General features: G+C 62.5%; 24 protein-coding genes. 10 read left to right on the forward strand and 14 right to left on the reverse strand.

The features are described 5' to 3' along the window. Positions 1–4: 4 nt before the first annotated feature. The 8 genes from OH720_RS11570 to OH720_RS11605 form a co-directional block, all read right to left on the reverse strand. Entirely contained in the window at positions 5–1,117 is a 1,113-nt protein-coding gene (locus OH720_RS11570; RefSeq protein ID WP_272605710.1) for a succinylglutamate desuccinylase/aspartoacylase family protein, read from the reverse strand. An 8-nt stretch (positions 1,118–1,125) separates the two neighbouring features. Continuing rightward, positions 1,126–1,824 (reverse strand): ABC transporter permease, encoded by a 699-nt coding sequence (locus OH720_RS11575; RefSeq protein ID WP_180206103.1) that lies wholly within the window; start codon positions 1,822–1,824, stop codon positions 1,126–1,128. Between the two features lie 14 nt (positions 1,825–1,838). Continuing rightward, entirely contained in the window at positions 1,839–2,528 is a 690-nt protein-coding gene (locus OH720_RS11580; RefSeq protein WP_008066123.1) for an ABC transporter permease, read from the reverse strand. Between the two features lie 91 nt (positions 2,529–2,619). Continuing rightward, positions 2,620–3,396 carry an ABC transporter substrate-binding protein gene (locus OH720_RS11585; protein ID WP_180206105.1) on the reverse strand — a complete coding sequence of 259 codons (777 nt, stop codon included), beginning with the start codon at positions 3,394–3,396 and terminating at the stop codon, positions 2,620–2,622. A 359-nt stretch (positions 3,397–3,755) separates the two neighbouring features. Then, positions 3,756–4,187: a hypothetical protein gene (locus OH720_RS11590; protein WP_180206106.1), complete on the reverse strand. Its 432-nt coding sequence runs from the start codon at positions 4,185–4,187 to the stop codon at positions 3,756–3,758. 125 nt (positions 4,188–4,312) lie between these two features. Then, positions 4,313–4,726 carry a VOC family protein gene (locus OH720_RS11595; RefSeq protein WP_008066131.1) on the reverse strand — a complete coding sequence of 138 codons (414 nt, stop codon included), beginning with the start codon at positions 4,724–4,726 and terminating at the stop codon, positions 4,313–4,315. Between the two features lie 91 nt (positions 4,727–4,817). Then, complete coding sequence (locus OH720_RS11600) at positions 4,818–5,477, reverse strand: TetR/AcrR family transcriptional regulator (protein WP_272605711.1); 660 nt, start codon at positions 5,475–5,477, stop codon at positions 4,818–4,820. Next, the gene (locus tag OH720_RS11605; RefSeq protein WP_272605712.1) at positions 5,464–6,315 is read right to left on the reverse strand and encodes a 3-hydroxybutyryl-CoA dehydrogenase; all 852 of its coding nucleotides are present in this window, start codon (positions 6,313–6,315) and stop codon (positions 5,464–5,466) included. Before OH720_RS11605 ends, OH720_RS11600 begins: the two co-directional genes overlap by 14 nt. A 165-nt stretch (positions 6,316–6,480) precedes the next feature. Here OH720_RS11605 and OH720_RS11610 point away from each other — a divergent pair, with 165 nt between their 5' ends. After that, positions 6,481–7,518 (forward strand): AraC family transcriptional regulator, encoded by a 1,038-nt coding sequence (locus tag OH720_RS11610; RefSeq protein ID WP_272605713.1) that lies wholly within the window; start codon positions 6,481–6,483, stop codon positions 7,516–7,518. After that, positions 7,515–9,329, forward strand: coding sequence for an ABC transporter ATP-binding protein (locus tag OH720_RS11615; RefSeq protein ID WP_272605714.1), 1,815 nt, complete (start codon positions 7,515–7,517; stop codon positions 9,327–9,329). The genes OH720_RS11610 and OH720_RS11615 overlap by 4 nt, the downstream gene beginning before the upstream one ends. 3 nt (positions 9,330–9,332) lie before the next feature. Here the strand turns inward: OH720_RS11615 and OH720_RS11620 are convergent, their stop codons facing one another. The 3 genes from OH720_RS11620 to OH720_RS11630 form a co-directional block, all read right to left on the reverse strand. Next, entirely contained in the window at positions 9,333–10,286 is a 954-nt protein-coding gene (locus tag OH720_RS11620; protein WP_272605715.1) for an alpha/beta hydrolase, read from the reverse strand. A 198-nt stretch (positions 10,287–10,484) separates the two neighbouring features. Then, positions 10,485–11,483 carry an NAD(P)H-quinone oxidoreductase gene (locus tag OH720_RS11625; protein WP_272605716.1) on the reverse strand — a complete coding sequence of 333 codons (999 nt, stop codon included), beginning with the start codon at positions 11,481–11,483 and terminating at the stop codon, positions 10,485–10,487. A gap of 32 nt (positions 11,484–11,515) precedes the next feature. Next, positions 11,516–12,730: a YbfB/YjiJ family MFS transporter gene (locus OH720_RS11630; protein ID WP_272605717.1), complete on the reverse strand. Its 1,215-nt coding sequence runs from the start codon at positions 12,728–12,730 to the stop codon at positions 11,516–11,518. Positions 12,731–12,843: 113 nt separating this feature from the next. Here OH720_RS11630 and OH720_RS11635 point away from each other — a divergent pair, with 113 nt between their 5' ends. After that, a complete protein-coding gene (locus tag OH720_RS11635; protein ID WP_272605718.1) occupies positions 12,844–13,725 on the forward strand; it encodes a LysR family transcriptional regulator in 882 nt (293 codons plus the stop codon). Between the two features lie 2 nt (positions 13,726–13,727). Here OH720_RS11635 and OH720_RS11640 read toward each other — a convergent pair whose 3' ends face one another. After that, positions 13,728–14,450 carry a pirin family protein gene (locus OH720_RS11640; protein ID WP_272605719.1) on the reverse strand — a complete coding sequence of 241 codons (723 nt, stop codon included), beginning with the start codon at positions 14,448–14,450 and terminating at the stop codon, positions 13,728–13,730. Between the two features lie 303 nt (positions 14,451–14,753). On the opposite strand from OH720_RS11640, the gene OH720_RS11645 reads away from it, so the two are divergent. Continuing rightward, entirely contained in the window at positions 14,754–15,704 is a 951-nt protein-coding gene (locus OH720_RS11645) for a GlxA family transcriptional regulator (RefSeq protein WP_272605720.1), read from the forward strand. 160 nt (positions 15,705–15,864) lie between these two features. Continuing rightward, positions 15,865–17,349: an ATP-binding protein gene (locus tag OH720_RS11650; protein WP_272605721.1), complete on the forward strand. Its 1,485-nt coding sequence runs from the start codon at positions 15,865–15,867 to the stop codon at positions 17,347–17,349. Here OH720_RS11650 and OH720_RS11655 read toward each other — a convergent pair. Further along, positions 17,314–20,118: an ATP-binding protein gene (locus OH720_RS11655; protein WP_272605722.1), complete on the reverse strand. Its 2,805-nt coding sequence runs from the start codon at positions 20,116–20,118 to the stop codon at positions 17,314–17,316. The genes OH720_RS11650 and OH720_RS11655 overlap by 36 nt on opposite strands. A gap of 309 nt (positions 20,119–20,427) precedes the next feature. Here OH720_RS11655 and OH720_RS11660 point away from each other — a divergent pair, with 309 nt between their 5' ends. Further along, positions 20,428–21,003, forward strand: a complete 576-nt coding sequence (locus tag OH720_RS11660; protein ID WP_272605723.1) for a flavodoxin family protein — start codon at positions 20,428–20,430, stop codon at positions 21,001–21,003. A gap of 32 nt (positions 21,004–21,035) precedes the next feature. Then, positions 21,036–21,860, forward strand: coding sequence for an alpha/beta fold hydrolase (locus OH720_RS11665; RefSeq protein WP_272605724.1), 825 nt, complete (start codon positions 21,036–21,038; stop codon positions 21,858–21,860). A 39-nt stretch (positions 21,861–21,899) separates the two neighbouring features. Here OH720_RS11665 and OH720_RS11670 read toward each other — a convergent pair whose 3' ends face one another. Continuing rightward, positions 21,900–22,331, reverse strand: a complete 432-nt coding sequence (locus OH720_RS11670) for a helix-turn-helix domain-containing protein (protein ID WP_272605725.1) — start codon at positions 22,329–22,331, stop codon at positions 21,900–21,902. Positions 22,332–22,486: 155 nt separating this feature from the next. On the opposite strand from OH720_RS11670, the gene OH720_RS11675 reads away from it, so the two are divergent. The 3 genes from OH720_RS11675 to OH720_RS11685 all read left to right on the forward strand — a co-directional run bounded on the left by OH720_RS11675 (position 22,487) and on the right by OH720_RS11685 (position 26,697). Then, a complete protein-coding gene (locus tag OH720_RS11675) occupies positions 22,487–23,407 on the forward strand; it encodes a LysR family transcriptional regulator (protein ID WP_272605726.1) in 921 nt (306 codons plus the stop codon). Between the two features lie 852 nt (positions 23,408–24,259). Then, positions 24,260–24,862: an antibiotic biosynthesis monooxygenase gene (locus OH720_RS11680; protein WP_272605727.1), complete on the forward strand. Its 603-nt coding sequence runs from the start codon at positions 24,260–24,262 to the stop codon at positions 24,860–24,862. After that, entirely contained in the window at positions 24,859–26,697 is a 1,839-nt protein-coding gene (locus tag OH720_RS11685; protein ID WP_272605728.1) for an amidohydrolase, read from the forward strand. Before OH720_RS11680 ends, OH720_RS11685 begins: the two co-directional genes overlap by 4 nt. The last annotated feature ends 9 nt before the right edge of the window (positions 26,698–26,706 follow it).

Raw genomic sequence — 26,706 nt, forward strand, 5'->3', positions numbered from 1 at the left:
TTTGTCAGTCGCTGAGCAAGCGGCCTTGGCGAATGGGGGTATTGCCGGCAATTTTCGCCAGCCACAGGCCGGGCTGGGCGAAGCGCAGGCGTTCGCGGGCATAAAGAATGCCGTCGGTGCTGGCGCGCACCACGCTGTGCTGGTCGGTGAGCGGATCAATCACCTCGAACAGCGGATCGCCGACCTCAACCCGGGCACCCAGCGGTTGCAGGTAACTCACCACCCCCGGGTGTGGTGCGTAGGCGTACTGCGCACCGGCAAAGGGTGTCGCCTCACACTCGCCCGGTGGCGCCGCGGGCCAGTCACCGCTGATCAGGCCTTGCTCGGCGAGATAGCCGAGAATGGCTTGCGCGCTGTCGACACAGGTCTCGCGTTCAGTGTCCGCCATGCCGCGCAATTCGATAGTGGTGGCCGCACACGCCAGGGGAATGTTGGCTTGCGGGAAGCGCGCGGCCAGTTGCAGCCAGGGAAGTGCGCAGGCTTCATCGAAAGCGTTGCCGCCTGCAGCCTCGGCCAGCAGCGCAACGCCGGCACCGAGGCGGGCGGCCAACGAGCGCAAGCGTGGCCAGTTTTGCGGCATGGCATACAGCAGCATGATCGACTCGAAGTCGCAGTGCAGGTCCAGCACCACATCGGCATCGCAGGCGTGCTGCAGCAACAGGCGACGCAGGCCGTCGAGCTCCGAGGTCGCCGCTGGCAAGTTGGCGAGGGCATGACCCATGGCGCGGCGGATCAGGTCGACGTTGGCATCGGCATCATCGCCCAGTTGACCTTCCAGTCGCTGCGCCACGTCATCGGCCAGTTCCGGGAAATCGCGATTGAAGTTCTTCCCGCTGGAGAATTCGAAGCGACCTTGATGGGTGGCCTGGAACATCTGCGCGATGCCGATCGGATTGGCCATTGGCACCAACTCGATCACTCCGCTCAGGCGGCCTTGCTCTTCCAGTTCCAGCAGGCGGCGCTTGAGTTCGACGGCGACGCGCATCCCCGGCAATTCGTCGGCATGCAGGGAGGCCTGGATGTAGGCCTTGCGCGGTCCGCTGCCAAAACGCAACAGCGACAGCTTGCGCTCCGTGCCCGAGGCACTCCACGGCAAGAGGTATTGAATGTGCTGCATAAGGCTCCTTAGTGCTTGCGCGGTGCCAGGTAGGCCAGCCAGCGGCGCTCGGCCAGCTTGAACAGGCGAACCAGGATGAAGGTCAAGGCCAGGTAGATCAGGCCCGCGGTAATGAACGCCTCGAACGGCAAGTAGAACCGCGAACTGACCGTTCGCGCGGCGCCCGTGATATCGACCAGCGTGACGATCGACGCCAGGCTGGTGGTTTGCAGCATCATCAGCACTTCGTTGCTGTACTGCGGCAGCGCCCGGCGCAGGGCCGACGGCAGGAGAATCCGCCGGTACAGGGTCAAGCGCGACATGCCCATGGCCCTGGCGGCTTCAATCTCGCCGTGGGCCGTGGCCTTCAAGCTGCCAGCCAGCAGTTCGGCGCTGTAGGCACTGGTGTTGATCGCAAAGGCCAGGCAGGCGCAAAACGTGGCACTGGACAGGTACGGCCAGAGCGCGCTTTGGCGTACCGCTTCGAACTGCGCCAACCCGTAATAGATCAGGAACAGTTGCACCAGCATCGGCGTGCCGCGAATCACGTAGGTGTAGAGCCAGGCCGGGAAGTTCACCAGCGGTGAACGGGATACGCGCATCAACGCGACGGGAATCGCCAGCACCAGGCCGATGGCCAGGGAAATCAGCAGGACTTTGAGGGTCACCAGGGCGCCATTGAGGTACAGCGGCAGGTTTTCCCAGATCAGGTGGTAGTCGAGAATCATGGCGGTGTTCCCCGTTACAGTTCAGCGGCTTTGACGCCGACCGAGTAGTGTTTTTCCAGGTAGCGCAGCACCAGCAATGACACGCTGGTGAGCATCAGGTAGAGCGCGGCAACCGTGAGGAAAAAGGTGAACGGCTCATGGGTGGCGTCCGCCGCGTTCTTGGCCTTGAACATCATGTCCTGCAGGCCGATCACCGAGATCAGCGCGGTGGATTTGGTCAGCACCAGCCAGTTGTTGGTGAAACCGGGAATGGCGAAACGGATCATCTGTGGCACCAGGATCCGCCAGAACACCTGCAAGCCACTCATGCCATAGGCAGCGCCGGCCTCGCCCTGGCCCTTGGGGATTGCCATGAAGGCGCCACGAAAGGTTTCCGAGAGATAGGCACCAAAGATGAATCCCATGGTGCAGACGCCCGCGATAAAGGGATTGATGTCGATGTAGCGGGTGTAGCCCAGTGCGAGGGCAAGGCGGTTCACCAGATCCTGGCCGCCATAGAAGATCAGCAGGATCAATACCAGGTCGGGAATCCCGCGGATCAGGGTGGTATAGCCTTCGCCGAGTACCGCCAGCCATTTGAACGGCGACAACCGAAAGGCGGCGCCGATCAGGCCCAGGGCAATGGCCATGGTCATGGAGGTCAGGGCCAGGTTGATGGTCAGCCAGGCGCCATCGAGAATGCTCGATCCGTAGCCGTGGAGCATGATGAAGTTCCTCAAGCGAGCGCCGCGAGGCGCGCGAGACAAGCCACAAGTGGCGCCCGCAGGGGCCGGCGCCAGGGTTTCGGATGGAGGCTTATTCGCCGTAGATATCGAAGGCGAAATACTTGGCCATCACTTGCTGGTACTTGCCATTGCTGCGGATGGCGTCAATCGCCGCACTCAGGCGTGCGACGTTCGCGCTGTCGCCTTTGCGCACCGCGATCCCGGCGCCCCTGCCGAAGTATTTGGGGTCGTTGATGTCGGGCCCGACCAGCGCAAAGCCCTTGCCCAGGGGCGTCTTGATAAAGCTCTCATCGGTGTTGACGATGTCGGCGAGCGTGGCATCCAGGCGACCCGCCGCCAGGTCGAGAAAGGCTTCATTCTGTGAGGAGTAGCGAACGATCGAGACGCCGGCCTGCTCAAGCTGCTCAGTGGCGAAGCGGTCATAGGTCGAAGAACGCTGGACGCCAACTTTCCTGCCCTTGAGATCGACCAGCGGGTCGTTGATCACGTTGCCGGCCTTCATCGCGAACTTGCCCGGCGTGTGGTAGTACTTTTTGCTGAAGTCGACCGACTTCATGCGGTCGTCAGTGATCGACATCGACGACAGCACCGCATCGATCTTGCGCACTTTCAGCGACGGGATCATGCCGTCGAATTCCTGGATGACCCACTCGCATTTGACCTTCATTTCTTCGCACAGCGCGTTGCCGATGTCGTAATCGAAACCACTGACGTTGCCCTCTGGCGTCTTGAAGGAGAAGGGCGGGTAGGCGGCTTCGATACCGATGCGCAGGCTGTCCTCGTCGGCATGTGCCAGCAGGCTTGCGGCGCACAGTGCCAGAGCACCTAGAAGTTCTGTCTTGTTCATATTGTTGACTCCCTGGATGAGGTGTTTGGGTGCTGCGGGGAACGGCCGTCCGATCTGGCGAGGGCAACCGTTCCCGGGATTCTCTAGGCTATAAATGGCACATAAAATTTCATTAATCAAACAAATGAAAAAAAACATATCAGTGCGCGACGAAAAATTGCATGCCTGCACTGTCACTATCGGCAGGACGAAATCGGGGAAGCCTGAAGTGCAACCGCTCAGGCTGGCAGGATGGCAGTAGCAGGTTTTAGCGGATCCAGGGAGGGGTGAAGCAGGGTGGTACGCGGGCACAAATGCGCCCAGTGACTCGCGGGGAAACGGTGCCCCGCGTTGTCACTTCCAACGGAAAATCCAGCGTCTCAAATTTTGTACTTGATCACGATCCCTTTGAGTTTGCGGCCATTGACGGTCTGTACGTCGCGAGCCCATAGCGGCCCGTTGAGGTAGGCACCTACCGGCTGGATATGGTCATAGACCACTACCACGGCATCGCCACCGAGCTTGGCGGATTCTTCCCGCAGTTTCTGTTCGACCTCGGTAATAGGCGGGGCGGGGTCGACGCTGGCGTCGATCAGAATTTCCCCCAGTCGAATGTGCGGGCGAAGGGGCTCGGAGCGCAGCACCACGACTTCACTGGGCAGGGTCGGTGCGGGATGTTCCACGCCGACGTAGGCGGTGGTCTGGGCATCGACTGTCGCGCAACCGCTGAGTGCCAGCAGGGCGGCGGCGAGCCCTCCCGCCAGCAGCGACAGTTTGAAACGGGTGGACCATGACGCGTCATGGGTTTGCATGGTGGTGTCCTCCGAAGGGCCGCTGCCACGGGGGTGGCTTGTTGACGGTAGCAGACGGCCCGGGAGTTTCCAGAATGCACGACCGTTCCAGCTCAGGCTTGAACAGTGTCGTTGCACGCGCTCTGTTACTGGTCCTTCTCGCAGTTGATCATCCACGACACGCCAAAGCGGTCGACCAACATGCCGAAACGCGCGGCCCAGAAAGTGGCCTCGAGCGGCATTTGTACCTGGCCGCCTTCGGCCAGGGCTGAAAACACCTGTTCAGCCTCCTTGATGCTGTCGACATTCAGCGAAATCGAACAGCCGCTCATCTCGTCGGTGGGGCGGTCAGGGGTGGTGTCCGAGCCCATGATCGCCTGGTCGCCCACGGCCAGGCGGGTGTGGATGATCAGATTGTGCAGATCCTTGGGGACATGCTCGGCGGCAGGGGTTTCGCCGAAGGTCAGCATGGCTTCGATCTGCCCCTTGAGGCTTTCGGCATAGAAGGTGAACGCGGCTTTGCAGTCGCCATTGAAGATCAGGTAGGGATTGATTTTCATGATTGCGCTCCCGGTCAGTGGAAGGTACACACCGGATTGGACGCTTGGTTCAAGCGCGAATTCCGACGGCATCGACTGGGCAAGCAAAGCGCTAAATCGCGGCGGGAGCCTGGGTATTTTTAGATATTTTCTCGATAGGGCGCGCCAGGCTTATAGCCTCGCCCGTGCGCCGTGGCGCCAGCAAGCGCTCGATGGCGCCGCCGACCATGTTTTCCAGCAGTTCATCGTGCTCGCTTTCGTCCAGCGAATGGACGGTCAGCCAGCAGGGAGCGCTGTTGAGCAAGGCGGCGATGGCATGACCGGCCGCCAGAAGCCCCGACTCACTGAACCTCGACCGGGCGCCGAGGATCACCATCAATTGGCGTTCGTACTGCTCGCGCAACTGTCGAACCCGTGCCTGTTGCTCTTCGTTCAGGCAATCGCTGTCGCGTTCCACCAGGCGAAAATGCCAGGGCATCTCGCGATGCAGGTTCAGGTGTGCGCGGATCAGTCCGTTGATGCGGTCGCGTTTGGCCGGCGCCTGTTGCTTGATGCGCCCCAGCGTGGCCAGCAACTCTTCGTAGAATTCTTCGATCAAATCCAGCAGCAGGTGCTGTTTGCTCGGGTAATGGTGATACAGCGAGCCTGGGGACAGCCCCAGGCACGTGGCGAGCTCACGCATGCCAACCTGACCGAAACCCTTGCTGGCGAACAGCTCCAGCACCTTGTCCCGGTATTCGGCGAAACGCGAGCAACGCTCAGGCATAGGCATGGAAGCCGCGCCCCGTCTTGCGTCCCAGGTAACCGGCGGCGACCATTTCCTTGAGCAATGGCGCTGGGCGGTATTTGCTGTCGTTGAAGCCGTCGTAGAAGGCTTGAAGGATCGCCAGCAGCGTATCCAGGCCGATCAGGTCCGCCAGGGCCAGCGGGCCGATAGGCTGGTTGCAGCCCAGGCGCATGCCGGCGTCGATGTCCTCGGCACTGGCCAGGCCTTCCTGCAAGACCAGGATCGCTTCGTTGATCATCGGTACCAGGATCCGGTTGACCACGAACCCCGGGCGGTTGCCGGCGGTGATCGCGGTTTTGCCTAGGCGGGTCGCCATGTCCAGCGCCAGGGCGTGGGTGGTATCGCTGGTTTGCAGGCCGCGAATGACTTCGATCAGGCCCATCACCGGCACCGGGTTGAAGAAGTGCAGGCCGATGAAGCGTTCAGGCTGGCTGACACTGGCCGCCAGCTGGGTGATCGACAGCGACGAAGTGTTGGAGGCGATCACGCACTCGGCGCCGACCTGCGCGGCGATCTGCTGCAGCACCCGCAGTTTCAGGTCGAGGTTCTCGGTGGCGGCTTCGATCACCAATTGCGCATCGTGCAGGCTGCTGTAGTCGGTGCTGGTGCGGATCTTGTCGAGGGCGGCGTTTTTTTGTTCGGCGCTCAGGGTTTCCTTGGCGACCTGGCGGTCCAGGTTCTTGCCGACGGTGGCGAGGGCTTTTTGCAGGGCAACCTCGCTGATGTCCAGCAGGGTCACGTTGAAACCGGCCAGGGCGCAGACTTGCGCGATGCCGTTGCCCATGGTGCCGGCGCCGATCACGCCAATGTTTTGCAGATTCATGTTGCCGTCCTTTCGATAAACCCTGCGATACCTTGGCCGCCGTGATGGCCGAAAGCGTACTATTGCCACGAGTCTAGAGCCGGCACGGTGGTTGGCCTATGCCGAAACTGTTCAACGGCACTGATGTTTTTTGCCATTTCGGGTGATGGGGAGCGAAGCGTTCGCATGCGGGAAAAGGACTCGGTAGCCGCCTACTTCGTGCAGGCGATGATCCACGGGCTGGGAGACGATCCACAGCGTGTACGGGCTGTGCTGGAACAGGCCGGAATCGATCCGGCGCTGATGCAGGACCCCACGGCGCGGGTGTCGGCCAATGCTTTTGCGGCGTTGTGGCTGATTCAGATCCGCGAGCTGAATGACGAGTTCTTTGGGCTCGACTCCCATGGCATGCCGCCGGGCGCATTCGCCCTGATTTGCCGCGCCTTGATTCAGGAGCCCGACCTGCACAAGGCCATGCGCCAGTGCCTGGCCAACTTCGCCCTGTTCCTCCAGGACTTTCGCGGCACGCTGACCGTGCGCGGCAAACGGGCGGTCATCAGCCTGGACAGCCAGGCGGTCAACGAAGACGTCAGCCGTTTCGGCGAAGAGACGTTCCTGGTGTTGATGATCAGCCTGCTCTGCTGGCTGGGCGGAAGGCGCATCCCGATCGACCGCGCGGACTTTCGCCATGCACGCCTGTCACTCAGCGACGACCGTCTGCTCTGGGGGCCGAACCTGACCTTTGGCGCCGAGCGCACCGAAATCGAGTTCGCCAGCCATTACCTGCGCCTGCCGGTGGTCCAGGACCTGGCGTCGCTCAAAGTGTTCCTGCGCACCGCGCCACAATGGCTGGTGATCCGCTTTCGCAACCAGCACGGCCTGGCTTCCCAGGTACACCAACGCTTGCGCAACACCCACTACAGCCAGTGGCCGACCCTGCAGGCCTTTGCCCTCGAACAGCACCTGAGCCCCAGCACCTTCCGCCGCAAACTGGAGCGCGAAGGCTGTTCCTATCAGGAGATCAAAGACGAAGTACGACGCGCGGTGGCATTCGAACAGTTGCGCGAGAGCCAGGCCAGCATCGGCGATATCGCCGAACAACTGGGTTTCCAGGAGCCGAGTGCGTTCCACCGGGCGTTCAAGAAGTGGACGGGGGAGAGTCCGGGACGGTATCGGGCGCGGTTTCAGGGGGAACGGCTCGACCCGGCGGAGCCTTTGGCGTGAGCCCGGTTTTTGCCCGCTTCACTTCGTTACTCGACCAGTCGCGGCGTGCCTTGCTGCTGGTCTGGGGCACCTCACGCGGTTTGTTCCTCGGCCTGGTGCTGGCAACGCTGATTGCCGGTGTGCTTCCGGCGCTGGCGGCGTGGCTGGGCCAGCGCATCGTCGACGCCGTGGTTTTCGCCATGCAATTGCACGCGCAGCAGGGCAGTGCGCCGTTGTGGCCGGTGGTGCGCTATGTGCTGCTGGAGGCGGGTGTGCTGGCCTTGCTGTCCGGCGCCCAGCGGGCGCTGTCGGTACAGCAGTCGCTGTTGCGGGTGCAGCTGGGGCAGAAGGTCAACACGATGATTCTGGAAAAGGCCCAGACGTTATCGCTGGTGCAGTTCGAGAATTCGGAGTTCTACGACAAGCTGGTGCGGGTTCGCCGCGAAGCCTCGACCCGGCCGTTGGCGTTGGTGATGAAGTCGCTGGGGCTGATCCAGAACATGATCGTGTTGATCAGCTTCGGTGTGCTGTTGGTGCATTTTTCGCCCTGGGCGCTGGTGTTGCTGGTGGTCGGCGCGTTGCCGGTATTTTTTGCCGAGGCGCACTTTTCCGGCGATGCCTTTCGCCTGTTTACCCGCCGCGCGCCGGAGAGTCGGCAACAGAACTACATCGAGACGCTACTTTCCCACGAGGGCTATATCAAGGAGGTCAAGCTGTTCGGTTTCGCGCCGCTGCTGTTGCAGCGTTACCGCGACACCTTTGCCAAACTTTATGCCGAGGACCGGCGGCTGACCCTGCGTCGCGATGGCTGGGGATTTGTCCTCGGCCTGCTCGGCACCGCAGCGTTCTACCTGGCTTATGCCTGGGTGGTGGTCGATGCCGTCCACGGCAGCATCAGCCTCGGCCAGATGACCATGTACCTGGTGTTGTTCAAGCAGGGACAGGCGGCGGTGAGCAGCAGCCTGAGCGCCATCAGCGGTCTGTACGAGGATGGCCTCTACCTGTCGAGCCTCTATGAATACCTGGCCGAACCCGTGGTTGCCGACACCGGCCATCTGACGGTGGGCGCGGTGCCTAGTGATGGCTTGCGCTTCGAGAACGTTGGCTTCCGTTACCCGGGTGCCAGTCGCGCTGCACTGACAGGCATCGACCTGCACCTGGTGCCCGGGCACAGTGTGGCGCTGGTGGGGGAGAACGGTTCGGGCAAGACCACGCTGATCAAGCTGTTGACCCGGCTGTACCGTCCCGATCAAGGCCGCATCCTGCTGGACGGCAGCGATCTGCAGGCCTGGGAGGAAGATGCACTGCGCCGGCGAATTGGGGTGATCTTCCAGGACTATATTCGCTACCAGTTCTCCGTAGGCGAGAACATCGGCGTGGGCGACACACTGGCGTTCAAGGATGAGCAGCGCTGGCAGCAAGCCGCCGCCGAAGGTATGGCCGCGCCGTTCATCGAGCGGCTCGATCGCGGCTACGCCACGCAGTTGGGGCGCTGGTTTGCCGGTGGGCTGGAGCTGTCTGGCGGGCAGTGGCAGAAAATCGCCCTGTCGCGGGCCTACATGCGCCGCGACGCCGATATCCTGATCCTCGACGAGCCGACCTCGGCACTCGACCCGGCGGCGGAAGCGGCGGTGTTCGAGCATTTCAGCCAGCACACCCAAGGCCGCATGACCCTGCTGATATCCCACCGTTTTTCCAGCGTGCGCAACGCCGACCACATCATCGTGCTGGATCAAGGCCGCATCCTTGAACGCGGCGATCATGCCACGCTGGTCACGGCAGGCGGGCGTTATGCGCAGTTGTTCGACCTGCAGGCGCGGGGCTATCGATAATCCTCAGGAATCCTGGTCGCCCCGTGAAGTCGTCGGCCCGGCGATCTGCGGTCTTGCCCGCATCAGGCCTTCCAGTGCCTGGCGATACTGGCTGCCGCCCAGGCTCATGCTGTTGTTGTGCGTGCCGCCGGGTATCAGCAACAGGCGCTTGGGTTCGTTGGCCGCATTGAACAACTGCTGGCTGAACCGCGACGGCATGAACTGATCGGCCAGGCCATGGACCACCAGCAATGGCATGTCGATGTCGACGATCTTGTCGATGGAGTCGAACTTCTGCGACAGCAACCAGCGTACCGGTAGCCAGTTTACCGGCAAGTTGTTGCCCGCCACTTCGGTGACGGCATCGCCAAGGGAGGTGAAGGTGGACTCGATCACCAGGCCGCGCACCGGGACCGGGCTTTTTGCCTTTTTCGCCTGGGCGGCCAGGTCCGCCGCCAGGTCGATGGCCACCGCACCGCCCAGGGAGTGGCCGTAGATCAGCCGTTTGCTGGCGTCCGGTTGCATCGTTGTGAAACGTTCCCAGGCGGCCCGGGCATCTTCGTAAACGCTGGCTTCCGAGGGCAAATCACCCTGGCTCTGTCCGAACCCGCGATAGTCAATCGCCAGCACTGAATAGCCCATGGCCCGCAACTGCTCGATGCGAAAGGCCTGGCCAGTCAGGTTCCAGCGCACGCCATGCAGGTAGAGGATCGACGGCGCGTCGCGGCGCGCAGCCGGCCACCACCAGGCATGCAGGTTTTGCCCGGCCTTGAAATCGGCGGGCTTGATGTCGAACTCCTGCACATCCCGAGGCAAACCGCGATACCAGCCGGCCGTGCCCGGTTCGACGCGAAACAGCAGCTCGCGCTCTTTGTACTGGAGTGCGCCGCAACCCACCGGCAGGCCGACGATCAGCGCGGCCATGCACAGTAGCGGCAGCCAGCGCAGGCGCAGACGGGTGAGGAGGGCAGAGGGCATCGGGTGGCTCACCGGTACGGACATGAAGTCCGCGTTTTAACAGATGCGCCCGCGGGATGGGGAAAAATGCGACTTGTGGAAGTGAGCCCGGCTCCGGGCGGCGTTCCGACGATGGCGGTGTGTCAGTCGACATCGATGTTGTCTGACACTCCGCCATCGCGAGCAGGGCTCACTCCTACAGGTTTTTTGCTCGGCTCTTTAGTCCACGCGCAGCACGATCTTGCCGATGTGGTCGCCGGCCTCCATCCGCGCATGTGCCTGCGCCGCCTCGGTGAGCGCGTAAACCTGGTCGATCATCGGCAGGCAACGCCCGGCCGCGAGCACCGGCCATACGTATTCGCGCAACTGTTCGGCGATCGAGGCTTTTTCTTCCCGGGTGCGGGCACGCAACAACGACCCGGTGATCGTGGCGCGTTTGCCCAGGATCGCCAACAGGTCGACCTCCTTGGCGAAAGCGCCGCCGAGGAAGCCCAGCATCACCAGCCGACCTTCCATGCCCAATGCCGCGATGTTCTGGTTCAGGTACGAACCGCCCATGATGTCGAGGATGACATTGACGCCCTTGCCGGCGGTTTTTTCCTGGATGACCTGGACGAAGTCCTGATCGCGATAGTTGATCGCTTCGGCGCCCAATTGGCGGATGACCGCGCACTTTTGCTCACTGCCCGCGGTGGCGAATGCCTTGATGCCGAATTCGCGGCACAACATCAACGCGGTGGTGCCGATGCCGCTGGTGCCGCCGTGGATCAGCGCGTGCTGGCCCTTGCTGGCGCCGCCCATGTCGAACAGATTGGCCCACACGGTAAAGAAGGTCTCCGGCACCGCCGCCGCCTGCACCCAGTCCATGCCTTCGGGTATCGGCAGGGCCTGGCTGGCCGGGACTACGCAGTACTGGGCATAGCCGCCGCCATTGGTCAGCGCACAGACCTTGTCGCCGACGATAAAGTCGCTGACGTTCGCGCCCACGGCGACCACTTCACCGGCCACTTCCAGCCCCGGAATCGGGTTCATGCCGGGTTTCATCGGGTACTTGCCGGCGCGCTGGATCACGTCGGGGCGATTGACCCCGGCGGCGTGCACGCGGATCAGCACTTCACCGACCCCCGCCGTGGGCACTGCCACCTGGCGCGGTTGCAGGACTTCAGGGCCACCCGGTTGGGTGATTTCAATCAGGGTCATGTCTTTAGGCAAATTCATTTCATATTCCTGTTTCGAGAATCTTTTGAGCTTCATGGGCAACTGGCCTGAACCAGAGGGTCAGGTCGATTCATCAAGCGCGCGGCCAACTCCAGCAACAACGCCACGACAATCGCCCCGGCCGCAATCACGAACATCAGTCCATGGTGGCCGCCGCTGGCATTGAACAGGGCCGAATAAGCGAACCCGGAAATGGCCTGGAAGGTGGCGAAGGACACCGTGGCGCGACTCCACACCACCTGTTGCTGATGATGCCCGGGGACCAGTTCGTGAACCCGCGCCAATGCCAACGGCACGATGCCCGGTGGGAACGAGCCGAGGATCAGTGCCAGCACAGCCAATGTCGCGAAGGAGCTGGAGACCGACAGCAGGGCCACGGCAATCGCCTGCACCACCAGCACCAGGCGGATACTCGGCTTCGCGCCCAGTTGATCCGCAAGAAAACCATAGCTCACCGGCCCGATAATCGCGCCGAGGCCGTACATCACCCAGATCAGCGCGCCGATGTGTTGCCCGGCGCCGAGGCCGCGCGCCACGTAATCCACCAGGAACACCATGGCCGGCACCAGCCCCGCGGCCATGAGTGCGTATTGGGCGAACAGCAGGTAGACACCCGGGTGGGTGCGGGTCGGCGTGGTGTGGGTTGTCGCGGTCATCGTGGCCTGGGGTGCCGCCGACGGCCAGCCAAACCAGCTGATGGCGGTCAGGACCAGTGCCAGCAAGCCGAGGCCCAACCAGGTTTGCTGCAGGCCCAGACTCAACAGCGGCGGGACGATCGTTCCCGACCCGGCGATACCCAGCCCTATGCCGAGAAAGATCGCACCACTGGCCAGGCCTTTGCGTGAGGCCGGCACATGGGGCAGTACCGTAGCCGCCACCAGCACCATGATCGCGCCGCCGGCAACGCCCGAGAGCAAGCGCCAGCCGAAGAACCAGCTCATGGACAAGGGAAAAGCGCAGGCGAAGAACGACAGGGTGACCGCCAGCATCATCAGGCGCAGCGCGGTTTTGTTGGACGTGCGACGGGCCAACGGATGGCCGATCAGTGCCCCGACCAGGTAGCCCACCAGGTTTGCGGCGCCGAGGTACACCACGTCGCCGGCGGAAAACCAGTGGGCCTGGATCAGCGAGGGGATCAGCGGCGTATAGGCAAAACGCGCCAGGCCAATGCTGACCAGGCTGGCGCACAGGCCGGCAAGGATCGGCAGCCAGAACGCGTTGCGTGGGGTGTTCGAGGGACTGGGCATGGATGCTCTCCTGCTAGTTTTTCACTGGTGAACAGCTTAACCACCTTTACTGATGCACTTACGCAGCGAATTCGCGTTATGGTGATGCGTAAATGCATCGGAGGGAGAAGCCCATGAATTGGGATGACGCACGGGTATTTCTCGCGGTCTGCCGCGAGTCAACGCTGCGCGGTGCCGCGCGGGTGTTGGGTGTCGATCAGGCCACGGTCGGTCGGCGCATCACTGCGCTGGAAAAATCGTTGAGCGCCACGCTGTTCCTGCGTACCTCCGACGGGTATGCGCTGACCGCCGTGGGCGAAGCGGCCATGCGCGCGGTCGAGAAGATGGAGCATTCGGCGCTGGAACTGCAGCGGCGTATCCAGGGCCTCGATGACCGGCTGACGGGCACGGTGCGCGTGACCACCACCGACTCACTGGCCATCGACTTCCTGATCCCGGCCGTCGCTCGCCTGCATCAACGTCACCCCGACGTGCGGGTGCAATTGGACGCTTCGACACAAATCCTCAGCCTGGCCAAGCGCGAAGCCGACATCGCCGTGCGCAATACCCGGCCGGACAACCCGGACCTCATCGCCCGGCGAATCGCCCGTTGGCCGGTGGGCCTGTTCGCCTCGCGAGCCTATGTGGATGCCCACGGTATACCCGAGCCGGGGTCGGCATTCGAAGGGCACGACCTGGTGGTGTATCAGCCGTATTTGCAGGCTGGCAAGGACATGACGCTGGTCAACGAACCTGTGGTGCGCGGGCGGATCGCCGCGAGCCTGAATTCCAGCCTGCTGGTGCGGCGATCCATTGCCGAGGGGATCGGGATCGGGGAAATTTCGGTGTACGTCGGGCAGAAAGATGGGCTGGTCCGACTGTGGCCGGAGCGCACGCGGACGTTGCCGTATGACGTGTGGCTGGTGACCCACGCGGACCTTCGACATACCGCGAGGGTCCGTGTGGTGATCGAGGAGATTGTCGAAGGGTTTTCCGGGGCCAATGTATCGGCGTGAGATTACGGCATTTCCGGCAGCTCTTGCGGCCGCAGGTCGAACACCAGTACTTCAGCATCCACCCCATTGTTCAAGGTCAGCAGCTGTTCTTCGCGAATCCGCACACCGTCGCCTTCCTGCATCGGCACGCCGTTGAGTTCGACGCGACCGCGAGCCACATGCACGTAGGCATAGCGATTGGCCGCCAGTTCCAGCGTGGCACTTTCCTTGCCATCGATCAGGCCGGCATACACCCGTGCATCCTGGCGCACTTTCAGCGAGCCCTGGGCGCCGTCGGGGGAGATGATCAATTGCAGGCGACCGCGTTTCTTCTGGGTGCTGAAATGTTCTTGCTGATAGCGGGGCTTGGCACCGCTGACGTCCGGGACGATCCAGATTTGCAGGAAGTGCACGGGCCGCGAGTCCGAGTGGTTGTACTCGCTGTGCGCCACGCCGCTGCCGGCGCTCATCAACTGCACATCGCCAGGACGGATCACCGAGCCGGTTCCCAGGGTGTCCTTGTGTTCCAGCGCGCCCTCGAGCACATAGGAGAAAATCTCCATGTCGCGGTGCGGGTGCTGGCCGAAGCCTTTGCCGGCGGCCACGCGGTCATCGTTGATCACCAGCAGATCGGAAAAACCCTGTTCTTTCGGGTTGCGGTAGCTGGCGAAGGAAAAGGTATGGAACGACTTCAGCCAACCGTGATTGGCCAGGCCACGATCCGATGCTTTGCGAAGGGTCAGCATGATGAAATCTCCTGTGGGGACGTTGATTCGTCCGAGTGAGGAGAAGGTTAATGTTAATCGATTGATGCAATAAGTAGATGAAAACTGAAATACTGTCTCCTTCAGGTTGACAGTAATGTACGGACGACGCTCGGTCCACACTTCGGCATACTGCACAGCATTGACCTTGTGGGAGCGAGCCTGCTCGCGAAGCGATGTCACATTCCACGATGAATGTGACGGTTAGACCGCTATCGCGAGCAGGCTCACTCCTACAGGGGGCGGTGTAAGCATTCCTTTTTTGATTCCAGTGATTTTGAACCCATGAAAACCGTAGCAATGGTGTTGTTCCCCGACTTTCTCCTGCTCGACATGGCCGGGCCCATGGAGGTGTTTTCCATTGCCAATCGTTATCTCAAGCCCGCCGACCACTACGTGCTGACGACCATTGGCACCGAGCCCGGCGCACTGCGGGCGTCCAATGGCGTGAAGGTGCAGGCGGACCTTCCTGTCGAGCAGGCCTGTGATGGCTTCGATTTGTTGCTGGTACCCGGTGGTCCCGGTGCCTACAACGAAAAACATCCGCCCTTGCTCGAGTGGCTCAAGCGCAACGTCAGTCGATCGAAGGCCTATGGCTCGATCTGCACCGGAGCGTTTGTGCTGGGGCACGCCGGTTTGCTCGACGGCTATCGCGTGACTACCCACTGGCATTACACCGAACGCCTGATCAAGGCATTCCCCAGGGCGACGGTTGAGACCGACCGGATTTACGTCGAGGACCGCAACCTCATCACTTCCGGCGGCGTCACCGCCGGCATTGACCTGGCGCTGGCGGTAGTCGCCCAGGACCATGGCAAGAAGGTCGCCCAGGACGTGGCCAAGGTGTTGTTGGTAGTCATGAAACGCCAGGGTGGCCAGGCGCAGTTCAGCCCGTTGATGGCGGCGGTGGCCCCCCATGAAACGGCCATCACCCGGGTGCAGAACCATGTGCTCGAACACCTGGACGAAACCTTCAGCATTGAACGCATGGCTGGCCTCGCCAACATGAGCCCGCGGCATTTCGCCAGGGTCTTTGCCCGGGAAGTGAACATGACACCCATGGAGTTCCTGCAAAGCGCACGCATCGACTGCGCCAGGAACCTGCTTGAAACCGGTGACTTGCCGCTCAAGACCGTGGCGTTCAAAAGCGGCTTTGGCAGCGTGCGCCACATGCGTTTCCTGTTCGCTGAAAAGCTCGGCCTGACCCCGAGCCAGTACCGCGAACAATTCAGCTAGCGCCCATGTCCGTAGTGCGCACCCTAATGGCCGTGACGCTCCCCACGTGGCTGTTGTACCGTCACCCGGGCCTGCCAAGATACCGCTGAACTCATTGCAAGGAAGGTACGGAGCCTGGATGGCCTCACGTGCCGGGCAGGTTTCCAGCGGGTGAACGTGGATGAACAGCCTTACAAACCCAACCAGCGACACGGTGCTGCACTTCGGCCCCTACGCGTTCCACCTCCATCAACGACTGGTGTTGGAAGGTGATCAACCGTTGCGCCTGGGCGGGCGCGCACTGGATATCTTGCAGGTGCTGCTCGAGCATGCAGGCTCGGTGGTCAGCAAGGGCGAGCTGATTGCCCGGGTCTGGCCGAGGTCGGTGGTCGAGGAAATCAACTTGCGCGTGCATATTGCGGCGCTGCGTCGGGCATTTCGTGATGGGCAGGACGGGCATTGCTACATCGCCACTGTTCCCGAGCGTGGCTACAGCTTTGTCGCGCCGGTGCGCCAGGCGATGGAGCTTACGCCTTTGACCCGCGACGCCGTTGCGGCTCCTCCACACAATCTGCCGGCGCGACTCACGCCCGTCACCGGTCGCGATGCCATCGTCGGCAGCCTGGTGCGGCAGTTGCCGGTGCGCCGTTGCATGACCCTGGTCGGGCCCTGTGGCATCGGCAAGACCACCGTTGCCCTGCGAGTCGCCGAATTGCTGTTGCAGCACTATCGCGATGGCGTGTGGCGGGTGGATCTGGCGATGATCGATGACCCGGCGCAGCTGGTCGATCATCTGAAGCGCACCTTGCAGCTGGGCATCGGCACGCCCCTGGACGCGTTGGGACAATGGCATGCATTGCTGGTTTTCGACAATTGCGAACACCTGCTTGAAGGTTGCCGGACACTGGTCGAGGCGCTGCTGAATTCGGCACCTCGCTTGTCGATTCTCGTCACCAGCCGTGAACCGCTGCGAGCCAGCGACGAAACACTCCTGCCTTTGCCGCCGTTGCTGGTACCACCCGCGTCGGCATTGTGCAGTCTCGATGAATTCATGGGCTATTCGGCGGTGCAGTTGTTCGTCAGCCGTGCCCGCGCCCGCCAGCAAGGATTTGCCCTGCGTGAGCAGGACCTCAAGGCCGTGCGCGAAATCTGTCGGCGACTCGATGGTTTGCCCTTGGCCATCGAGCTGGCGGCGGCGCAGATCGATGCGCTGGCGCTGGTGGGAATGCAAGCGCAACTGGATAACTGCTTTCAGATGCTGACCCAGGGGCGACGCACGGCAGTCCCGCGGCACCAGACCCTGAAGGCGGCCCTGGACTGGAGCTATGAGCGGCTGACACCGATGGAGCAAACGGTGTTGCAGCGTCTGGCGGTGTTCAAGTCGGCGTTCACAATGGACGCGGCGATGGCCGTGATCAGTTGCGCGATGCTGCCGCCGTCCAGTCTGGCCGGCGTCATGGAAGGCCTGGCGCATAAATCGCTGCTGTCGCTGGAGCTGGTCCGCGGCGTGACCCGCTATCGCTTCCTCAACACGACACGCTGTTATGCCCTGGAAAAACTCGAACAGAGCGGGGCGTTGCGCACCTTCGAAATGCGCTACGCCGGCTACGTCAGTCATACCCGCCGACCTTCAGCCAGGCAGGTGAGCCTGCAGCTCGCCGAGTAACCGCTGCACAGCGACCAGGTCCGGCGTGGCATGGCCTTCGGTAAACCGCTGGTAGATCGGCGACAGCAGCTCCCGGGCTTGGCGGTAGCGGCCCTGGCGCTGCCAAAGCCGCGCCAGCGAGGTGGCGCTGCGCAGCTCCCAGGCCAGGGCGCCCTGGGCTTTTGCCACGTTGAGTGCCTTGATCAACAGGGTCTCGGCGGCACAGTTTTTTACCGGGCACTCGGCAGCCAGCAAAGCATTGGCCCTGGCCCGCAGAATCTCCGCGGTGCTCCAGCCTGCCACGCCGGTCTCGGCGCGTTGCAGCAAATCGTCATCGACCAGGCCGCTGTCGAGGGTGACCATGATTTCCTTGATCAGACCCACACCCGGGCGAGGCAGCGCAGGGGCCTCGGCACTGTCGATGACCTGCGCATAGTGGCGCGCCCAGGTGTAGAACAGCAGCACCGAGTGTTTCTGCGCTTGTTCCAGCAACAGGCGCAAGAGTTCGCGAGCGGTTTGGCCGTCGCCGTTGTAATGGGCGATCAGGCAACCCGACAGCGCCAGGGTGTAGCAGATCGATGTGCCATGGTTGATCTGCAGCGCAACGTCCAGCGCCTGCCGGGCCGTACGCCAGGCTTGCTCGGGTTGGCCCTGGACCCAGAGGATGCGGGCAAGGATGGTCAGGGCCGCCACGCTCTGGTCGTACTGCACGCCAAACCCGTGGGTGAAGCGGTTGAGATGGCCGCTGTGGGCCATGCGCTGGATCACCTCTTCGGCGTTCATCCGCGCCCGTTGCTGATCGCCGGCAAAGTGCAGGGTCAGCACGCGCAAGCGATGGGTGCTCAAGGACAGCGCCGCGTCGCGATGCAGCCCCAGTCGGTCGAATTGCTCGCTCTGTTCCAGGGCCATTTGATAATGGCCGCAACTGAGGTTGACCGCCAGGTGCCCGGAAACGGCGCGCAATTGTCCGGCCACGTCGTTGCACTGATTGGCAAGGGCCCGGGCGCTGACGAAGGCTTCGATGGTTTCGGCAGTGCCGCCCTGGGCGTGGTAACAGGTGCTGCCCAGGGCCAGTTTCAGCAGCATTTTCAGTTGTGGGCAGGGTTCTGGCGCTGCATCGAGCAGCGTCAGGGCCTTGCGCACATAACCGCCGTACTCGTTGAGCAGCGACAGTTCCTGCCACAGCGGCGTGGACGTCGCGGTCAGGCGGATGGCCAGCGCATGCGGCCCTGACGCGGACAGCCCCCAGTCGAGCGCCGCACGGATGTCTTGCAAGCCGCGGGCATAACGTTCGATCCACTGCCCGGTGGGAATCTGTTCCCAGTCGTTCTGAGCCTGCTGCATCAGGGCCAGGCATCTTTGGGCGTGGCGGTCGCGGGTGGCGGGCAGTTCAGCGCTCTGTTCGAGTTTTTCCAGCGCATAACTGCGGGTGGTGTCGAGCAGGCGGTAGAACACCTCTTCGTCCCCGACGTCCACGTTCAGCAGCGACTTGGCCACCAGTTGCGTGATCGAGCCAAACACCTCGCGCGGTTCAATGTGTTCGCCAACGATCACCGCCGCTGCCGATTCCAGGGTGAAGCCACCGCGGAAGATGCCCAGTCGACGCAGGCAGGTTTGTTCGCAGGCATTGAGCAGGTTGAAGCTCCAGTCCAGCGTCGTGCGCAGCGTCTGATGCCGGCCCAGGGTCGTCTGGCTGCTGTGGGTGAGCAGACGAAAACGTTCCTGCAATTGCGTCAGCAAACCCTGCAGGCCAAGGTTCGCGACTTGCGCAGCCGCCAGTTCCAGGGCCAGCGGAATGCCGTCCAGGCGCCGGCAGATGTCGATCACCAGCGGCAATTGGGCGTCGGTCAGCTCAAAGTTGTCGTGGTTGGCCATGGCCCGCTCGACAAACAGCTGCAGCGCGGAAAAACCCAGGGCCTGGGTGCGGTCCAGCACGGCGATGGGCGGGGGGCAGTCCAGTGATTCCAGGCGCTGCACGAATTCACCCTCGGCGCGCAGGCTCTCGCGGCTGGTGGCCAGGATATGCACCTGTGGCGCGCCTCTCAGCAGGCTTTCACACAACAGCGCCACGCTGTCGATCAGGTGTTCGCAGTTGTCGATCACCAGCAACATATGCCGGTCGCGCAGGAACGTGGCGAGGCTGTTCATCGGTTCGCTGTCGTGCAGGGACAGTTCCAGCACGGCCGCCAGATGACCGCTGATCATCGACGGATCGTTGATCGGCGTCAGGTCCAGCAGGCGGATGCCGTCGCGGTAGCGGCCGATCAGTTGCTCGGCAACGCGCAGGGCGACGGTGGTCTTGCCGATGCCGCCGGGGCCGACGAGTGTGATGAAGCGCTGCCGTGGCAGGTGCGCCATCAGGCTGTCGACCAGCACCTGGCGGCCGATCAGGCGGGTGCGACGCAAGGGCAGGTTGTGGCCACTCGATTCAACGGTGTCGCTTTGTGGGCCTTGCCCGGCATGTCCCAGCGAACACGGCGCAACAAAGCTGTAGCCGCGCTGGGCCACGGTGACGATGTAGCGCTGGCCGGCCTGACCGTCACCGAGGGCTTTGCGCAGAGCGGCCATGTGCACCCGCAGGTTGATCTCTTCCACCACGCTGTCGGGCCAGATTTGCGCCATCAGGTCTTGCTTGCTGACCACCTTCCCGGCGTGTTCCAGCAGGATCAACAGGATGTCCATGGCGCGTCGGCCCAGGCGCAGGGGGCGCTCGGATTCCATCACCAGACGTTGTCCGGGGTAGATCCTGTAGGGGCCGAAATGCACAGCCTGTTCGGGGGCGAAGGTCAACGGGTCACTCCTGCATGCATGCGTCTGGAACGCGCTTTTCGAGCATATTCCTCAGGTTTTTGCCGCCGTGCAATGCGCTGCGCGGGTGACTGTTGTTCAAGTGCATTGAATGTTGAGTATCAGGTAAAGCCGGGCGTCCCGTGAACATTGGTCGGGGACGCGGTAAACCGTTCCGTCGGGACTTTTGCCGTGCCAGGGAAAATTAACAACGTTTAACTCGTCGTGCGTCCGGTCTACGCCCAAAACTCTGCCTCTTCAACTTCCACCGGTCGTGTGGAAGCCAGCTCACGCCCACAAAGGACGCCGGAAATGAGCAAGGTGGTGGTGGTCTATCACAGCGGTTACGGGCACACCCGGGTCATGGCCGAAGCCGTGGCCCAGGGTGTGCAACGGCACGTGGGCAGCACCTGCCAACTCATTGCCGTCGAAGACGTGGACGAACACTGGGCGTGTCTGCACCACGCCGATGCGATCATTTTCGGTGCGCCGACCTACATGGGCAGCGCTTCGGCGGCCTTCAAGGCCTTCATGGAGGCCACGGCGGCGTTTTACCTGGCGCAACCGTGGCGCGACAAACTGGCGGCCGGCTTTACCAATTCCGGCTGCCTGTGCGGCGACAAACTCAACACCTTGCTGCAGATGGCGGTGTTCGCCGCCCAGCATTCGATGATCTGGGTTGGCCTCGACCTGCTGCCCGCACGCTCCGCCACGGGCGTGTTCGAGGGGCAAATGAACCGGCTGGGCAGTTCGTTGGGCGCCATGGCCCAGTCGAATGTCGAACAGTCCCCCGACCTGGCACCTCCCGCCGAGGACCGCTGCACCGCGGCACACCTGGGCGAGCGCGTGGCGCGGCTGGCCGAACGAATGGGCCGCGCATCCGATTGATTGACTCAAACCCCACGTAAGGAGCACGCCCCATGAGTACGTTCACCACCCGCGACGGCACCGAGATCTATTTCAAGGACTGGGGGACCGGTCAGCCGATCGTCTTCAGTCACGGTTGGCCGCTCAATGCCGACAGTTGGGAATCGCAGATGTTGTTCCTGGCCGACCAGGGTTACCGCGTTATCGCCCACGACCGCCGTGGGCACGGCCGTTCCAGCCAGCCGTGGTTTGGCAACGACATGGACACCTACGCCGATGACCTGGCGCAACTGATCGACCATCTTGACTTGCACAACGTCGTGCTGTTCGGCTTCTCCACCGGTGGCGGCGAAGTGGCGCGTTATATCGGGCGTCACGGCACCGAACGGGTGGCCAAGGCCGGGCTGATTTCCTCGGTGCCGCCGCTGATGCTCAGGACCGACGCCAATCCCGGCGGCCTGCCGATCGAAGTGTTCGACGGCATTCGCCAGGCGTCGCTGGTGGATCGCTCGCAGCTGTACAAGGACCTCGCCAGCGGCCCGTTCTTCGGCTTCAACCAACCTGGCGCCACGCCGTCCCAGGGCATGATCGACTGGTTCTGGATGCAGGGCATGACCGCCGGCCACAAGAACGCCTACGACTGCATCAAGGCCTTCTCGGAAACCGACTTCACCGAAGACCTGAAGAAGTTCGACGTGCCGACGCTGGTGGTGCACGGCGACGCCGACCAGGTGGTGCCGATCGAGGCCGCGGGTATCGCTGCGTCAGCGCTGGTGAAAGGGTCGCAGCTGAAGGTCTACCCTGGCGCGCCCCATGGCTTGACCGACACCCACAAGGATCAGCTCAACGCCGATCTGCTGGCCTTCCTCAAGGGTTGATGTACGTCGCGATGGCGCCCGTGAGGTCGCCATCGCCGGCTACTGCGCAATTGTTTGTGCGGGTGAGGTGGGGAGGGCACGTACTGTGCGGCAACGCCAGGCAAACGGATTGATGCCTTCGCTGCGGGTGAACATGTGGCAGAAGTGCGCCTGGTCGCAGAAGCCGCATTCGAGGCTGATCTGCGTCAGGCTCAGGTCAGTGTGCTGGATCAGCAGCTTGGCCCGGGCGATGCGTTGTTGGCGGATCCATTCCTGGGGCGAACAACCGGTGCTGCATTTGAACGCACGGGAGAAATGACTGCGCGACAACGAACAGGCCTCGGCCAGTTCGGTCACTTGCAGGGTTTCGCCGAGGCGCTCGAGGATCAGTCGCTTGACCAACCGTTCACGCTGCGGGCTGAGGCCGCTGGTGCTTTTGCCTTGTGTTTGCGCGACTGCCGCGCGGGCGGCGCTTTGCTGCAACTGAGCCATGGCGAATGTCCGTGTCGGTAGGCTTCATTCTTGAACTCCAGGGCTCTGGCGTGCGAGTTAAACGTTGTTAATTCCTCGTCCGGGGCGGGCAGTCTTGGGTAAAGTCAGACACAATCTGCCTTGCGCCTGGCTCAACACAAAAAGGAACCGTGCCTATGAACCGTAACGATTTGCGCCGCGTCGACATGAACCTGTTGGTGATTTTCGAAGCCTTGATGTTCGAGAAGAACCTGACCCGCGTTGCGGAAAAACTGTTCATGGGCCAGCCGGCCGTGAGTGCGGCCCTGGGGCGGTTGCGCGATCTGTTCGACGACCCCTTGCTGTTGCGCAACGGTAGAAGCATGGAGCCGACGGCGCGGGCAGTGGCGATTCTCAAGGAGCTGCAACCGGCGATGGACACCATTTCCGGTGCGGTCAGTCGGGCCAAGGAATTCGACCCGGCGACCAGTTGCGATGTGTTTCGCATTGGCCTGTCGGACGATGCCGAGTTCGGCTTGTTTCCGCCACTGCTTAGCAAGCTGCAGGAAGAAGCGCCGGGCATTGTCGTGGTCGTACGCCGGGCCAATTACCTGTTGATGCCGGCCTTGCTGGCGTCGGGGGAGATCTCCGTGGGCGTCAGCTACACCACCGACCTGCCGGCCAATGCCAAGCGCAAGAAACTGCGGGATATTCCCTGCAAGGTGCTGCGCGGTGACAAGCGACCGGGGACGCTGAGCCTGGATGAATACTGTGCGCGTCCCCATGCGATGGTCTCGTTTTCCGGGGACCTGAGCGGCAATATCGACCTGGATCTGGCGAAGGTTGGCCGCACCCGCCGTGTGGTGTTGGGGGTGCCGCAGTTCAGTGGTTTGCGCGCGTTGCTCGCCGGCACCGAGATGATTGCCACGGTGCCCGATTATGCCGCTTGCGCGTTGGTGGAGGGGTGTGGATTGCGCGCTGAAGATCCGCCGTTCGAGATTGCGGCGGCGCAGTTGTCGATGGCGTGGAGCGGGGTGCATGACAATGATCCGGCGGAGCGCTGGTTGCGGTCGCGGATCAGTCAGTTCATGTCTGAGCCTTTGGCGGTTCCGGCTTGACCTTGGCGGCCTGGTAGCCGACCAGGTTGCTGGTTGTTTGAGTACATATCCGTTGCTGCGGTAACGGCCGCAGGCGGTTTCGCCCTTACGGCGACTCACTTTTTTTTCAAACGCCAAAAAAAAGTAAGCAAAAAAAGGCTCGCCCCAAGCGTCCGGCCCCTCGCTAGGGCTCGGCGTTCCTTCGCTCCGGCATTCATCCGGGGGCATCGCCCTCCGGTTGGCTTCGCTGGCACCTACATGCGATGTGTTCGACTCCGTCGAACGGCGCTGCGCGCCAATCCCCGGATGAACACCTCCACTCAGCCTCCCGAAGGGGCCGGCAGATCAAGATCAAGATCAAAAGCTGAAGGCGAGCTAACGCTCGGCCTGATGAGTGGTGAAGAGCGGGTGGATGTGCGCCGATCCACTGTAGGAGTGAGCCTGCTCGCGATGGCGGCCTGACAGCCGACTATACCTTTCTGGATGCACCCAATCTCCTGTGGGAGCGGGCTTGCTCGCGAATGCGGCCTCACAGCCGACCAACATCTGGCAGATGTACCCATCCCCTGTGGGAGCTGGCTTGCCAGCGATGGCGGCCTGACAACCGACCAATCTCTTACGGCTGTACCTGATCTACTGTAGGAGTGAGCCTGCTCGCGATGACAGTGTGTCATTCAACAGTGATATCGGCTGACACTCCGCCATTGCGAGCAAGGGCCTGTCCCGTTCTGTGGATTCGCGTCCCCCGCAAAAACAGCACGTACATCCAATTTTTTCCTTCCCCGCCCCGGCACCATCCAACTCAATACCAGCAATCAACCCCCTGCGGTTGTTTGTTCGCCCCCCAATATTGTCTCGCCGGAGCCCTGCGTCATGCCTGATTCCAACGTGCCCGACTCGCCTTTCGAGGAAGTCGTGACCCTGGTCATCAAACACCGGGTCAAGGCCGGTTTTGAAGTGCCCTACGAAGCCTGGCTGCGCAACATTGTCAGTATCGCCGGACAGCAGGAGGGGCACCTGGGCGTGGATGTGATGCGCGGCAAGAATGCCGGGCTCGATATGTACACCTGCGTCTTGCGCTTTTGCTCTACCGACGCAATGCAGCGCTGGCTCGATTCGTCGCAACGCCAGGCGCTGGTCAAGGAAGCCACGCCGATGCTGGCCGACGGCGACCAGACCGAGGTCAATCCGCTCAACGAGTTCTGGTTTACCCCGCAGGCCGAGTCGGGCTCGCCGGCGCCGCGCTGGAAGCAGGCCGTGGTCACGCTGCTGGTGATCCTGCCGCACACGTTGTTGGTGCCGTTGCTCTGGGGGCCGTTGTTGCAACTCAACGCCTTTCTCTCCCATTACGTGGTCGCGACCTTCCTGATCACCCTGACCATCGTGCTGTCGGTGGTGTACCTGTTCATGCCGATGGCGACGCGCTTGTTCGCGCCCTGGCTGTCCTCATCCACTTCGCCCAAGGAAACGCGATGAACGCCGATCTGATTCTGTTCAATGGCCAATTTCATACCGTCGACCGTGAGAACCCACACGCCACTGCGGTAGCCATCCGTGATGGCCGCTTTGTCGCGGTCGGCAGCGATGCCGAAGCCATGGCGTTGCGTGGCTCGGGCACGCAAGTGATCGACCTCAAGGGCCGTTGCGTGATTCCCGGCCTCAACGACTCGCACTTGCACCTGATCCGTGGTGGCTTGAACTACAACCTCGAACTGCGCTGGGAAGGCGTGCCGTCGCTGGCCGATGCGCTGCGCATGCTCAAGGAGCAGGCCGACCGCACACCGACGCCGCAATGGGTGCGGGTGGTGGGGGGCTGGAACGAATTCCAGTTCGCTGAAAAGCGCATGCCGACCCTCGAAGAACTCAACCAGGCCGCGCCGGACACCCCGGTGTTTGTCCTGCACCTGTACGACCGGGCCTTGCTCAACCGCGCGGCCTTGCGCGTGGCCGGCTACACCCGCGACACACCGAACCCGCCAGGTGGCGAGATCGTGCGCGATGCCAATGGCAACCCCACCGGCATGCTGGTGGCGCGCCCCAACGCGATGATCCTGTACTCGACCCTGGCCAAGGGGCCGAAGTTGCCGCTGGAGTATCAGGTCAACTCGACGCGCCAGTTCATGCGCGAACTCAATCGCCTGGGCCTGACCAGCGCCATCGATGCCGGCGGTGGTTTCCAGAATTATCCGGACGACTACCAGGTGATCGAGCAGTTGGCCAAGGACCAGCAGCTGACCATTCGCATCGCCTACAACCTGTTTACCCAAAAGCCCAAGGAAGAGCTGGCGGATTTCCAGAACTGGACCGGCAGCGTCAAGTTGCACCAGGGCGACGACTACCTGCGGCACAACGGCGCCGGGGAAATGCTGGTGTTCTCGGCGGCGGATTTCGAAGACTTCCTCGAACCGCGTCCGGACCTGCCACAAAGCATGGAAGACGAACTGGAGCCGGTGGTGCGCCACCTGGTCGAGCAGCGCTGGCCGTTCCGTTTGCACGCCACCTACGACGAATCCATCAGCCGCATGCTCGACGTGTTCGAGAAGGTCAACCGAGACATTCCGTTCAACGGTTTGCCGTGGTTCTTCGACCATGCCGAAACCATCACTCCCCGGAACATCGAGCGGGTGAGGGCGTTGGGTGGCGGCATCGCGATTCAGGATCGCATGGCGTTCCAGGGCGAATATTTCGTCGAACGCTACGGTGCCAAGGCCGCCGAAGCCACGCCACCGATCAAACGCATGCTCGCTGAAGGTGTGCCGGTCGGTGCCGGTACCGACGCCACGCGGGTGTCGAGCTACAACCCCTGGACCTCGCTGTACTGGATGGTCAGCGGTCGCACCGTGGGTGGCCTGGCATTACACGCCGAGGGCCTGTCGCGGCAGACCGCGCTGGAACTGTTCACCCACGGCAGCGCCTGGTTCTCCTCCGAGCAGGGCAAGAAAGGCCAGATCAAGGTCGGGCAACTGGCGGACGTGGCGGCATTGAGCGCGGACTTTTTCAGCGTCGACGAAGAAGCGATCAAGTGGATCGAGTCGGTGCTGACCGTGGTCGGCGGCAAGGTGGTGTACGCCGCCGGTGATTTCGAAAAGCTTGGGCCAGCGAGCGTGCCGGTGCTGCCGGACTGGTCGCCAGTGGTGAAAGTCCCGGGCCATTGGCGGCCGAATTCGCCGTTGCAGGCCCAGGTTCACCAGTGCAGCGGGCCGTGTGCGGTGCATTCCCACAGCCATGAGCGGGCACGCCTGTCGAATGCGCCGGTCAGTGATTTCGCCGGTTTCTGGGGCGCCTTCGGCTGCTCGTGTTTTGCCTTCTGACGAATACCA

The organism is Pseudomonas sp. WJP1 (assembly GCF_028471945.1).
In the GTDB taxonomy this organism is placed as follows: Bacteria; Pseudomonadota; Gammaproteobacteria; order Pseudomonadales; family Pseudomonadaceae; genus Aquipseudomonas.